The organism is uncultured Acinetobacter sp., from assembly GCF_947626835.1.
Taxonomy (GTDB): Bacteria; Pseudomonadota; Gammaproteobacteria; order Pseudomonadales; family Moraxellaceae; genus Acinetobacter.
Map to the genome: position 1 here is coordinate 260415 of NZ_CANQTS010000001.1, position 12435 is coordinate 272849.

General features: G+C 41.8%; 11 protein-coding genes. 6 read left to right on the top strand and 5 right to left on the bottom strand.

The annotated features are described in order from the left end of the window. Positions 1 to 11: 11 nt before the first annotated feature. From Q0Z55_RS01315 to Q0Z55_RS01325, 3 genes are read left to right on the top strand one after another with little or no spacing between them, the layout of a single operon-like run. Positions 12 to 1703 (top strand): AMP-binding protein, encoded by a 1692-nt coding sequence (locus Q0Z55_RS01315; RefSeq protein WP_297423119.1) that lies wholly within the window; start codon positions 12 to 14, stop codon positions 1701 to 1703. Positions 1704 to 1755: 52 nt separating this feature from the next. After that, positions 1756 to 2427: a class I SAM-dependent methyltransferase gene (locus Q0Z55_RS01320; RefSeq protein WP_297423122.1), complete on the top strand. Its 672-nt coding sequence runs from the start codon at positions 1756 to 1758 to the stop codon at positions 2425 to 2427. Positions 2428 to 2440: 13 nt separating this feature from the next. Beyond that, positions 2441 to 3238, top strand: coding sequence for a thioesterase family protein (locus Q0Z55_RS01325; RefSeq protein ID WP_297423125.1), 798 nt, complete (start codon positions 2441 to 2443; stop codon positions 3236 to 3238). A gap of 61 nt (positions 3239 to 3299) precedes the next feature. Here the strand turns inward: Q0Z55_RS01325 and Q0Z55_RS01330 are convergent, their stop codons facing one another. Further along, complete coding sequence (locus tag Q0Z55_RS01330) at positions 3300 to 3899, bottom strand: TetR/AcrR family transcriptional regulator (protein ID WP_297423128.1); 600 nt, start codon at positions 3897 to 3899, stop codon at positions 3300 to 3302. Between the two features lie 572 nt (positions 3900 to 4471). On the opposite strand from Q0Z55_RS01330, the gene Q0Z55_RS01335 reads away from it, so the two are divergent. The 3 genes from Q0Z55_RS01335 to Q0Z55_RS01345 all read left to right on the top strand — a co-directional run bounded on the left by Q0Z55_RS01335 (position 4472) and on the right by Q0Z55_RS01345 (position 9080). Further along, positions 4472 to 6253 (top strand): acyl-CoA dehydrogenase C-terminal domain-containing protein, encoded by a 1782-nt coding sequence (locus tag Q0Z55_RS01335; RefSeq protein WP_297423131.1) that lies wholly within the window; start codon positions 4472 to 4474, stop codon positions 6251 to 6253. 73 nt (positions 6254 to 6326) lie between these two features. Continuing rightward, on the top strand, positions 6327 to 7496 hold the full coding sequence (locus tag Q0Z55_RS01340) for a thiolase family protein (protein WP_297423134.1): 1170 nt from the start codon (positions 6327 to 6329) through the stop codon (positions 7494 to 7496). A gap of 75 nt (positions 7497 to 7571) precedes the next feature. Beyond that, the gene (locus Q0Z55_RS01345) at positions 7572 to 9080 is read left to right on the top strand and encodes a succinate CoA transferase (RefSeq protein ID WP_297423137.1); all 1509 of its coding nucleotides are present in this window, start codon (positions 7572 to 7574) and stop codon (positions 9078 to 9080) included. Positions 9081 to 9118: 38 nt separating this feature from the next. On the opposite strand, the gene Q0Z55_RS01350 is transcribed toward Q0Z55_RS01345, so the two are convergent. The 4 genes from Q0Z55_RS01350 to Q0Z55_RS01365 all read right to left on the bottom strand — a co-directional run bounded on the left by Q0Z55_RS01350 (position 9119) and on the right by Q0Z55_RS01365 (position 12375). Further along, a complete protein-coding gene (locus Q0Z55_RS01350; protein WP_297423140.1) occupies positions 9119 to 9511 on the bottom strand; it encodes a hypothetical protein in 393 nt (130 codons plus the stop codon). A gap of 112 nt (positions 9512 to 9623) precedes the next feature. Beyond that, on the bottom strand, positions 9624 to 10031 hold the full coding sequence (locus tag Q0Z55_RS01355) for a surface-adhesin E family protein (protein WP_297423143.1): 408 nt from the start codon (positions 10029 to 10031) through the stop codon (positions 9624 to 9626). A gap of 68 nt (positions 10032 to 10099) precedes the next feature. Beyond that, the gene (gene trmB / locus Q0Z55_RS01360; RefSeq protein WP_297423146.1) at positions 10100 to 10816 is read right to left on the bottom strand and encodes a tRNA (guanosine(46)-N7)-methyltransferase TrmB; all 717 of its coding nucleotides are present in this window, start codon (positions 10814 to 10816) and stop codon (positions 10100 to 10102) included. Between the two features lie 113 nt (positions 10817 to 10929). Next, entirely contained in the window at positions 10930 to 12375 is a 1446-nt protein-coding gene (locus Q0Z55_RS01365; protein WP_297423276.1) for a SulP family inorganic anion transporter, read from the bottom strand. Between the last annotated feature and the right edge of the window lie 60 nt (positions 12376 to 12435).

Genomic DNA, 12435 nt, shown 5'->3' on the forward strand with positions numbered 1-12435 from the left:
AGATCGATTCAATGACACAAGTCCGTTTAAGTTACGCCTATGGCGCAAGTGGTCAACCTTTATTGGGCACCACCATTGGTGAAAAATTTGACCAAGCCTGTGCCCAATACGCCGAGCAGGATGCTGTGGTGAGCGTGCAGCAAAATATTCGTTTGACCTATAAAGAGTTACAACAGCAAGTGAATGCATTTGCATGTAGCTTGCTCAAATTAGGCCTAAAAAAAGGCGATCGTTTGGCAATTTGGTCACCCAACTGTGTCGAATGGACCATTACCCAATTTGCTGCCTTTAAAGCCGGTATCATCTTAGTCAATCTCAATCCTGCGTATAAAAGCAGTGAACTTGAATATGTACTCAATAAAGTCTCTTGCGTTGGGCTTGTGATTGCACCTGCTTTTAAAACCTCAGATTATCAAGAAATTTTATGTAAGATTGCGCCAGAGCTGTGCAATTCTAATGAAAAAATTCTGTCCTGTGTGCGTCTGCCGCATTTAAAACATGTCATTAAAATCTCAGACGAACAACAAGGTGCTATTCATCGTTTTAGTGACTTATTGATTGAGCCAAGCGCACAGCAATTGGCGCAGTTAGAGCAATTGGCCAGTGAATTGCAATTTGATGAAACCATTAATATTCAATTTACTTCAGGCACCACAGGCAACCCTAAAGGTACTATGCTCACGCACAATAACATTTTAAATAATGGGTATTTTGTGGGTGAAGCAATTCGTTTAACCCCACAAGATCGTGTCTGTATTTCGGTGCCATTGTTCCATTGCTTTGGTATGGTGATGGGGAATTTAGCCTGCATCACGCATGGCTCAACCATGGTGTATCCAGCAGGGGTGTTCAATCCACTGTCGAGCTTACAAGCCATTGAGCAAGAAAAATGTACTGCGGCCTATGGCGTACCGACCATGTTTATTGCCATGTTAGAGCATGAACAATTTGAACAATTTGATTTAAGTAGTTTACGCACCGGCATTATGGCAGGTAGCCCATGTCCGCGTGAAATTATGCAACGTGTCATTGACCGTATGCATATGCAAGAAGTCACCATTTGCTACGGTATGACCGAAACTGCACCAGTCAGTGCACAAAGCGCCGTGACGGATAGTATTGAACAACGTGTGGGGACTGTGGGGCGTGTTCATCCACATCTTGAAATTAAAATTGTCGATGAGCAAGGTAAAGTCGTGCCACGCGGCAGCTTAGGCGAACTGTGTGTACGTGGTTATTCGGTGATGCTAGGTTACTGGGAAGATGAAGATAAAACCTTTGATGTGATTGATAAAGCTCGTTGGATGCATACTGGTGATATTGCATCGATGGACGATGAGGGCTTTATTAAAATTAAAGGCCGTATTAAAGATGTGGTGATTCGTGGCGGCGAAAACTTATTCCCCAAAGAAATTGAAGACTTCCTCTATACCCATCCTGCGGTGATGGATGTACAAGTGATTGGTTTACCTGATCCACGTTATGGTGAAGAACTTTGTGCCTGCATTATTTTACACGACGGTGAAACCTGCAATGAAGAAGTGATTCGTCAATATTGCAAAGAGAATATCTCACATAACAAAGTCCCACGTTATGTGCGCTTCTTCCGTGAGTTCCCAATGACGGCATCAGGTAAAGCACAAAAATTCAAACTACAAGAATTGATGCGCCAAGAACTCAATTTACTCGAAGATATTGCATAAACCCACTATGCCCACGAGTATGCTCGTGGGCAAATTTTTTTAAGGAGCGAAGGTGGCTAAAGATTTTTGTCATCCCAAAGTGGTGGCAGGCTATGATGACCATATTCGTCAACTCATTCCAGGCTATGAACTCATGCATGCCCAAGTGCGTGCAACGTTAAGCGTACATTTACCTGCACACGCACATATTTTGATTGTCGGCTGTGGTACAGGCTATGAGATCGAATATTTACTGGCAGATTTTCCGGAGATTCAGATTACAGCGGTTGACCCTTCATTGAGCATGTTGCAAAAAGCTCAACAAAAAATGGTTGAGTACGCAGGTAAGTCACGCGTGAATTGGATACATGGTACAACGGCGGATTTAAAGCTAGAGGCACAATTTGATGCCGCTTTATGTTTATTGGTGGCGCATTTTATTACCAATCAACAAAAACCTGAATTTTTTCAGCAGATTTATCAGCATCTTAAACCAAAAGCCTGTTTAATGACGTATGACATGCTGTTGCCAAGCCATCCAGATGAACTTAAGACTTTACAGCATTTATGCCAAGTACAAGGTTTAAGCGTGCGTCAAAGTGAACAAATGCTTGAGCGTTTAGAGGATGATTTTGCTTTAGTATCTCCTCAAGATTACTGCACTATACTCAAGGATGTGGGGTTTGAGCAGGTATTTACTTATATGAAAGTGATCAACTATTTTGGTTTTTTAGCACAAAAATAACAGGTTAGGGACTATGGCCGCGTATTATCAGCTTAAGCAACGTGAACATTTACAAGATGGCAGTGTCATTTCTTATTATCAATGCCACATTCATTGCCAAGGGGCATGGAATCCAAATGAACAGCATATGGCGCCCGCAGGTGGTATTTTGGCGCATGAGTTAGCGCGCTTTAATCCACGTCCTGAGCTACGCATTGGACGAATTGGCTATGATATTTTAGGTTTAATTCCATTCGGTGAATTTTCGGTCGAAACCAAAGTGATTCGTGGAGGTAAAACCATTGAATTACTTGAATCAACTATGGTCGCCAATGGTCGCCCTTGTATTGTGGCACGTGCATGGCGTATGCAAACCCAAGATACACAACATATTGCAGGCTTAGAAGATGGTTTTGTCGCACCGCCTGAACAATTGCCGCTTTGGGAAGGAATGAAATGCTGGCCGGGTGGATATATTCAAAGTATTACGGCACGTGCCGATGCTGATCGCCGTGCTGGTTGTGGCATCGTGTGGCTCAATAGCCAAGTTGAGATGGTAGAAGGTGAAAACACCTTAGATTTTGTGCGTTTAATGGGCATGGTAGACACGGCCAATGGCGTAGTGCCGCGTGTGGAGCCGGGACAAGGTTGGGCATTTCCAAATTTAGATTTACAAATTCATCTGTATCGTGAACCACAAGGGCAATGGTTGGGGCTTGAAGCCACCCAACAATATGGCACCGATGGCATAGGCCTAACCAGTGCTGTGCTACACGATCAATCTGGCCCATTTGGACGCAGCGAACAAATTTTAACTTTGCGTGCTATGTAACAATTGTCGGTACACTGTGCTAGCAGGCTTTGCTGGGCACAGTGTTAAATTACTTTAAGATTTAAGAGACTTTATCTGGAATCATTAAGGCTTGGTTAATATACAGTTTAATTAAGCGCTCGCGTGAGCCAATGGCTTTTTGATAATGGGTTGAATTTAATAACAAAGATGCACCATAGGTCACCGTCCAAATATAAGACAAATAATCACGAATCGACATGGCACTATTTAAGGATTTTAAATAATCGCCGGTCATGTCTTTAATGGATAAAATGCGTTGCTCACGTACTTGATACAGCTCTTCAAACAAATCTTTTAAACGACGTTCGTTGTTGGTTAAGCGCTCTTCAATGGCGTGTAGCAAAATGGTGCGATTAGAATTGAGCATGTTGTACAGCATATATTGCGACACATAACTTTTGATATTGTTTTGATTTTTCTGTGAAATGTCTAACAAACGGCGTTCGTTTAAAATAATAAGTTCTAAATACAACTGATTTTTGCTTTTGAAATGTTTATAGATCGTGCCTTTGGCAATATCAAGCTCTGAGGCCAATTCACCTAACGTAATATCTTGATTGTTATCCAATAACAACTTTTCTGCCATGCTTAAAATCTTTTCTTTTCGCAGCAAAAAGTTTTGTTGGCGCTCTGAATTCATCTTCTTCGTTCCATCTGACAATCAAAACTACTTGATGCAAATTAAACCACCTGTGCTGAGATTGAAATTAAACCAAAGTCTTGATTTTGATTAGTAAACAACCAAATGGTCACTTGGCGACATACGCAAAATATCAATTTTGATCATACAAATAAAACAATGTCAAGCAATGGGAACCGTAGAGATCAATCATTTCCAATTCTGCCATTTTTATTCTATTGTCATTGCGTTTTATAAGATTACAGTGTGCAGTATAAACGCTCAAACCTGTTATAAAACATAGATTGATTTTTAGTGTAAATATTTGAAATAAAATTATTTTTTATACAAATAATGTGGTGAAGTTTCAAAGTATTTCACACAACGGCAATCTAAACATGGCAGTATTGCCCCAGATTAAAAATAATGGTTGTGTTGCAGTTTTCATCAACATAAGACGAGCTGAACACAAACAAATAAAACAATATTTGCGTCGTGGTTTAAAAAATATTAGGCCAATGACCTGAAGGAATGAAAACAGTGAAAAACCTGCTGATGTTGTAATCAAGCAGATTAATTTAAGGAAAGTAACAATGCCAATTTATAATGCACCACTAAAAGATATGGACTTTATCTTAAATGACGTGTTTCAAGCCGAACAGTTCTGGCAAAGTACAGAAGGTCTTGCGCATTTAGATCAGGCAACTGCCAATGCCATTTTAGAAGAAATGGCCAAATTTTCAAAAAATGTCATTTTAGATTTAAATCGCTCAAGCGATGAAGAAGGCGGCGCGCAATTTAATCAAGGCGTTGTCACTACACCAAAAGGCTTTAAAGAAGCATTTGACCAATACGCACAAGGCGGTTGGATTGGTTTGGGTGCATCTGAAGAGTGGGGCGGTCAAGGCATGCCAAAAATGCTCACTGTATTGGCAGATGAGATGATTTGGGCCACTAACCCATCATTTATGCTATATCCACTGTTAACGGTGGGCGCAGGTATGGCGATTGATCAAGCCGGTACACAAGAGCAAAAAGAAACCTATTTACCAAAATTCTATACTGGCGAATGGTCAGGCACGATGTGCTTAACCGAGCCACATTCAGGTACAGATTTAGGCATTATTAAAACTAAAGCTGAACCGAATGAAGATGGCAGCTATAATATTACTGGTACAAAAATCTTTATCACCAGTGGTGAGCATGATTTATGCGACAACATCATTCATTTAGTCTTGGCAAAAACACCCAATGCTCCAGCAGGTTCACGCGGTATTTCTATGTTTATTGTGCCAAAATTCTTGGTCAATCAAGATGGATCATTAGGTGAACGTAACACGGTTGCCGCAGGTTCAATCGAGCACAAAATGGGCATTAAAGGTTCCGCAACGTGTGTCATGAACTTTGACGCAGCCAAAGGTTACATGATTGGTAAGGAAAACGAAGGTCTTGCTGCAATGTTCATTATGATGAACTACGAGCGTTTATCGATGGGCATTCAAGGTTTAGGTGCTGCTGAATACGCTTATCAAAATGCGGCGCAATATGCCACAGATCGCTTACAAGGTCGCAGTGCCACAGGGGTGAAATCACCTGAAAAACCAGCGGATTCTATTTTAGTGCATGCTGATGTACGTCGTATGCTACTCAACGTGCGTTCAAACAATGAAGCGACCCGTGCCTTTGCAGCCTATGTGGGTCAACAGCTTGATATCACTAAATTCTCAAATGACGCAGAAGCAGTGAAAAAAGCCAATAACCGTGTGGCGCTGTTAACCCCAATTGCCAAAGCATTCTTAACCGATAAAGCGTTAGAGTCAACATTAGAAGCACAAATGTGCTTTGGTGGTCATGGTTATATTCGTGAGTGGGGCATGGAGCAATGTATCCGTGACTTACGTATTTCACAAATTTATGAAGGCACCAACGGCATTCAAGCCCTTGATTTAATTGGTCGTAAAACCATTAAAACCAGCGGTGCTTTCTTGGCTGAATATTTAGAAGAAATTCGCGCATTCGCCAATGGTCTAGACGACAGCTTAAGCATTAAAGCGGTAACCTTAGACATCGCTGCAAAAACTGAAGAATTAACCCAGTTTATTGTTGAGCAATCAAAACAAAATCCTGATTTCTCAAGTGCCGTTGCGGTAGATTACTTACACGCTGTGGGTATGCTGAGCTTCGTATATATGTATGCACGTATCACTGCTGCTGCACAAGGTAAAGCCGAGAGTTTCTACCAAAATAAATTGGCGTTGGCACAATACTATAGCAATAAAGTCTTAGCGGACTTTGCAGCGCGTGTGCAACGTGTCAAAACAGGAACTGACGTTATGATGGACTTTAGTGCAGAATACTTTACCGCACAGTCTTAATTTTTAGACCAAAATCACGAAGCTAGCTCAGATTGGACGATCTAGCTTCTGCAATACTATAGGATATAAAATAATGATCGTAATTGTAGATGCAGTACGTACTGCTATGGGTGGCTTTCAAGGTTCACTCTCATCTTTAAGCGCACCACAATTGGGTAGCGCTGTGATTCAAGAAACCATCAAGCGTGCAGGTATTGCAGCGACTGACGTTGATGAAGTGATTTTCGGTTGTGTGTTACCTGCAGGCTTAAAACAAGCCCCTGCACGTCAAGCTCTGCGTTTAGCTGGGGTACCTGATACTGTGGGTGCAACCACCATCAATAAAGTCTGTGGTTCAGGCATGAAAGCGGTAATGCAAGCGGCCGATGCCATTAAAGCGGGCAGTGCTAATATCATTATCGCAGGCGGCATGGAATCGATGAGTAATGCGCCTTACTTGCTTGACAAAGCACGTGGTGGTTTACGTATGGGACATGGCAAAATTATTGACCATATGTTCCAAGATGGTTTAGAAGATGCAGAGTCGGGTCTATCGATGGGTGTGTTGGCCCAAGAAATGGCAGACAAAAAAGGCTACACGCGTGAACAACAAGATGCCTATGCCATTGCATCATTACAAAAAGCAGTCGATGCGGTAAATAACGGTTACTTTAAAGACGAAATTGCAGCAGTCACTGTGTCGAGCCGTAAAGGCGATGTGGTGGTTGATCACGACGAACAGCCGTTTAATGCAAAAATTGACAAAATTCCAACCCTTCGTCCTGCCTTTAAAAAAGACGGTACCATTACTGCGGCCAACTCAAGCTCAATCTCAGATGGTGCATCTGCATTGGTGATTACCTCTGATGCTATTGCACGAGAAAAAGGTTTAACACCGCTTGCTCAGGTTGTCGCTTATGCAACCAATTCACAACATCCAACAGAATTTACCATTGCGCCAGTGGGTGCGATTGAAAAAGTGCTGCAACAAGCAGGTTGGTCAGCACAAGATGTAGATTTATGGGAAGTGAATGAAGCATTTGCCATGGTCGCAATGCTTGCCATTGATGGCTTAAATTTAGATGATGCCAAAGTCAATATCAGTGGTGGTGCATGTGCTTTAGGTCACCCACTCGGTTCATCAGGCTCACGTATTATTGTGACCTTAATTCATGCCCTTAAACGCACAGGCGGTAAAAAAGGTGTCGCGGCATTGTGTATTGGTGGTGGTGAAGCCACTGCGATTGCTGTGGAATTGGTCTAAGAGATTGCTCATAAATCATGACCTTTATGGTGTAATGAGAGATAACAAAAAGCGTTAATGTTGGGAAGATTGAAAATGACAAAAGGTTTAGATCGCGTTCGTTTAGCGAGCTTGCATGACAAGATTGTTTCAGTAGAACAAGCTTTAGATTTAATTCCAGATGGCGCAGTGCTTGGCGCCAGTGGTTTTGGTGGTGCAGGCGATGCTAAAGCTGTGCCATTGGCATTAGCAGCACAAGCCAAAGTCAAAAATATTACCTTTGCTACAGGTGCCAGTTTAGGTAACCAAATTGATGGCAAATTAGGTGCAGCCAAAGTCATTTCACGTCGTTTACCTTATCAAGCCGATCCCGGTTTGCGTAAGCAAATTAACAATGGCGAAGTGATGTACACCGACCAACATTTATCAGGTATGGCCGATAAAATGCGCCATAAAATGTTGCCTGCGCCACAAGTTGTAGTGATTTCTGCAGTTGCCATTACCGAAGACGGTTTAATCATTCCAACCAACTCATGTGGTAACTCAGCGCAATTTGCTGAAATGGCCGATCATGTGATTGTGGAAATTGATTTAACTTCAAATCCAATTTTAGAAGGTTCACACGACATTTATGTGCCAGCATCACGTCCAAAGCGTGGTCCAGTGCCATTAACTGAAGTGCAAGATCGTATTGGTAAAATCGGCATTCAAGTTGATCCTGCAAAAATCTCTGCCATTGTCATGAATGAAGTGCCTGATACCACTTTTGATATGGCAGATGCTGACGAAGAAACGCTTGCTATTGCCAAACATTTGGTCAACTTCTTTGAAAAAGAAGTCGCAGAAGGTCGCTTACCGAACAATTTAGGGCCATTACAATCGGGTGTTGGTTCAATTGCTAACGCCGTGTTTGCAGGTTTTGAACATTCTAACTTTAAAGATTTGGTCATGTATTCAGAAGTACTACAAGACTGTACCTTTAAGTTGATTGATTCAGGTAAAATGATTTTTGCTTCAGGTTGTTCAATGACTTTGTCTCAAAGCACCAACGAATACGTGATGGCAAACTTTGAAAAATACAAAGACAAGATTGTGATGCGTCCGCAAGACGTCTCCAATAACCCAGAAATTATCCGTCGTTTAGGTATTATTGCCATCAATACTGCGCTTGAGTTTGATATTTACGGTAACGTCAATTCAACGCATGTCACAGGCACGAAAATGATGAATGGTATTGGCGGTTCAGGTGACTTTGCCCGTAATTCCATGTTGTCTATCTTTGTCACTAAATCGATTGCTAAAGCTGGTGCCATTTCATCGGTGGTGCCAATGGTCAGTCACCATGACCATACCGAACATGATGTGGATATCTTAGTCACTGAACAAGGTTTAGCTGATTTACGTGGCTTAGCACCACGTGAGCGCGCGCGTGCGATTATCGACAACTGTGCGCATCCTGATTACCGTGATGCACTGAATGATTATTATGATCGTGCGGCACAGCAAGGTGGACATACACCGCATATCTTAACTGAAGCTTTAAGTTGGCATGCACGTTTAGTGGCAGAAGGTCATATGCTTAAACAAGAGGCGGTAAGCGCTTAAATTATTTGCATTAAAAAGCCCGCATCTGCGGGCTTTTTTTAGCGAGTTTGAGCCAAAATCAGGCCTTGCTCCTGTTGTACTCGTGCAAATAAACAGGCAGTAGAATTGAGCATATAGTGCATGCTATTGATGTTTGGGGTTTGCATGGTTGTAATATGCGTGGTCATCATACTTAAGGAGGGGCTATGATATTCTTGTTGATACAATTTAGCCTCTAGGGTTAAACAATCCACCTGATACGACTTGAGTGTATAGTCACTTGAGCCAAGCGCTTGCCACTTGCTGTGAATATTTAAATGTGGCACATCTTGTGCTGTGTTAAAGGTAAAGCTCACCTGATCTTGCTCACTATAACCTAATTCAATCCAATTTTCTTGGCTATGTCCAAATGTACTTAGCAGCATCAAGAACAAGAGTACAGATCGTTTCATTGCAATCCTTGCAGGCATTAAAAGTGTGACAAATATAGCATTATTGTATTTTATATGAAATAAAACGTGATGTATATCACGTATTTTAACTTGTGGCGTATTATTCAAGTTATTAATTCATTTGCTGAGCTTGGCAGGCAATTTTGATTATTTGGGCAGCCAGTGAATTTGCTGCAACAGGGCGTAAGTCATGCCATGTACTGGCTTTAGAGCTTCTTTGTAAACCATTGGCAAAATAAGAGGTGCGAGAACTCTCAGCAATCGTTTGGCTTTGGCAGTTAATGTAGTACATCACCATGGTGAAATCACCACGCAATTGATCCTGTGGACCTTGTTCGGTATACACTTGCCAATTGGTCCAAACTTTCAGTAAATTTTGTTGTTCACGTTGTATAGATGCTAATGTTTGGGTATTTAAACTGATTTGATGATAAGCATCTTCGGCAATCAATTGCCACTCTTGTGCCACAGTTACAGTGGTTATACTGATTAAACCTAGACTGAATAATAATGTTTTCATTGTTTTACTCTATTTTTATAATTTATAAAAAATAGCGCCTTTAGGGGCGCTATTGTGAAATTTTGAGCTTAGCTAATTTTCTTAAATAAGAAGTCATTGATTTTATGACCTTCTTCTAAGCCACGACGCTCAAATTTGGTTTGTGGACGCCAATCTGGACGAGGATAGCTATTGCCTTTACCTGCCATATTTTCTAAACGCGGACGATTATCTAAGACATCTAACATCCATTCGGCATACGGTTCCCAATCCGTGGCTGAGTGGAAAGTACCGCCCATTTCCAGCTTTTGTTCCACCAATGGCATACGATCATGTGATACAAAGCGACGCTTAAAGTGACGTTTCTTCTGCCATGGATCTGGGAAATACAACTGAACCGCGTTAATGCTATTGTCTGGCATTTCACGTAGAACTTGAATGGCATCAGCATCTAATAAACGTAAGTTGGTCAAGCCTGCCATACCTGCTTCATACACGCATTGGGCAATCCCTGGTACATGCACTTCAATCCCAACATAGTTACGTTCGGGATTGGCTTTGGCCATCAACACCAATGAACGACCCATACCAAAACCAATTTCTACGGTTAAGGGACGTTCTGGGTGTTCAAAATGTTGACGCAAGTCACCCACTGGATATTCCAAAATTAAGTGACCATATTGCTCAAGCGCAGTACGTTGTGAGGTATTGAGCGGCGTTGAACGGCGCATAAATGTCACAATTTCACGGTGCTCATTTAAATTTTCGAGCTCAACGACTGGCTGCTCTAGTTGATCGTTTGACATAATTTTGGCAAATCTAAAATAAATCGAATGCGGTATTTTAAGTCGTTCAAGCAACAAGTCAAATATTTTCACCGCTATCCAAAAAGCGCCATTAAAATGGCGCTCGAAATGCTTTAAGAATGGGTAGGCGACTTGATCAAGCCCTGTGCGGCTTGGTGTAAGCCAATGAAAGTGACCTCTATACCACGTTGCTCAAATTGATCGCGTACTTTGTAGAGCATATTTAATGAAGTGACATCCCAAATATGCGCGTCACTTACATCAATTTCAACATGTTGAACGTGTATATCAAAGTCAAACAAATGGAAAAAACGTGTACTGCTACTAAAGAAAATTTGCCCACGAATCACATAACGACGTTGTTGATGGTGCTCGGTGTGGCTCACTTGTACGGTGTGTTCAAGCGCGTTGATAAAAAATAAGGCTGACATTACAACCCCAATCAATACACCCAATGCCAAATTGTGGCTTATAAGCACCACAGCCACCACCGCAATCATAATCAAATTAAATTGGCGTGGATGCGATTTAAATTCTTGCACAGCAGTCCATTGAAAGGTGGTGAATGCCACCATGATCATAATGGCCACCAAGGCCGCCATTGGAATATAACTGAGCCACTCTTTAAAAAATACCACCAAACACAGTAAAAATACCCCTGCAACTAAGGTAGATAAACGCGTGCGTGCACCCGATTGGACATTAATTAAAGATTGCCCAATCATGGCACAACCTGCCATACCTCCCATACAGCCACTGATCATGTTGGCAAAACCTTGTCCGCAGCATTCTTGGTCACGGTCACTGGTGGTTTGGGTTATTTCATCCACCACTGTAGTGGTCATCATGGTTTCTAATAAACCCACTGTGGCTAAAGTTAAGGCATAGGGGAAAATAATGCTTAAAGTTTCAAAGTTTAAAGGAATATCAGGCCACAAAAAAATAGGCAAAGTTTCGGGAAATTGACCTAGGTCACTCACCGTACGTAAATCTGCGCCTAAAATAAGCGCAATCAAACTTAACACCACAATACAAACTAAAGGCGAGGGGATCAGCTTGCCAATTTTAGGCAACCGTGGAAACAAATAAATTAAAGCTAGACCTAAAGCCATTAAAGTAAAGGCTAGCGTATCCATTTGGCGTAATTCAGGGAGTTGCGCCATAAAAATTAAAATTGCCAAGGCATTTAAAAAGCCATAGACCACGGCTTGCGAGACAAAACGCATCAGTTTTGCCACTTGGAAGTAGCTGGCAATGACCTGAATCACACCAGTTAAAATGGTGGCTGCTAATAAATACTGTAAACCATGCACTTTGACCAAAGTGATCATTAATAGCGCCATAGCCCCAGTGGCTGCTGAAATCATGGCAGGGCGACCGCCTAAAAAGGCAATACTCACTGCAATACAAAATGAGGCATATAAACCGACTTGTGGGTCCACCCCAGCAATGGCAGAAAAGGCAATCGATTCAGGAATTAGGGCCAAGCCGACCACTAAACCGGCCAAAATATCAGTACGAATGTTGGAAAACCATTCTTGTTTTTTCAAGCCAATCACAACAAATTTCATCAAACTTTAAAGTGGCTATGGTAAAACAGCTTTATTGCAAAAAGCACC

Bases quoted from the DNA above. Each gene is read 5' to 3' on its own strand.
- trmB (WP_297423146.1), bottom strand. From the start codon at position 10,816: ATGTCAAACGATCAACTAGAGCAGCCAGTCGTTGAGCTCGAAAATTTA.
- Q0Z55_RS01325 (WP_297423125.1), top strand. From the start codon at position 2,441: ATGGCCGCGTATTATCAGCTTAAGCAACGTGAACATTTACAAGATGGC.
- Q0Z55_RS01345 (WP_297423137.1), top strand. From the start codon at position 7,572: ATGACAAAAGGTTTAGATCGCGTTCGTTTAGCGAGCTTGCATGACAAG.
- Q0Z55_RS01330 (WP_297423128.1), bottom strand. From the start codon at position 3,899: ATGAATTCAGAGCGCCAACAAAACTTTTTGCTGCGAAAAGAAAAGATT.
- Q0Z55_RS01335 (WP_297423131.1), top strand. From the start codon at position 4,472: ATGCCAATTTATAATGCACCACTAAAAGATATGGACTTTATCTTAAAT.
- Q0Z55_RS01315 (WP_297423119.1), top strand. From the start codon at position 12: ATGACACAAGTCCGTTTAAGTTACGCCTATGGCGCAAGTGGTCAACCT.
- Q0Z55_RS01350 (WP_297423140.1), bottom strand. From the start codon at position 9,511: ATGAAACGATCTGTACTCTTGTTCTTGATGCTGCTAAGTACATTTGGA.
- Q0Z55_RS01340 (WP_297423134.1), top strand. From the start codon at position 6,327: ATGATCGTAATTGTAGATGCAGTACGTACTGCTATGGGTGGCTTTCAA.
- Q0Z55_RS01355 (WP_297423143.1), bottom strand. From the start codon at position 10,031: ATGAAAACATTATTATTCAGTCTAGGTTTAATCAGTATAACCACTGTA.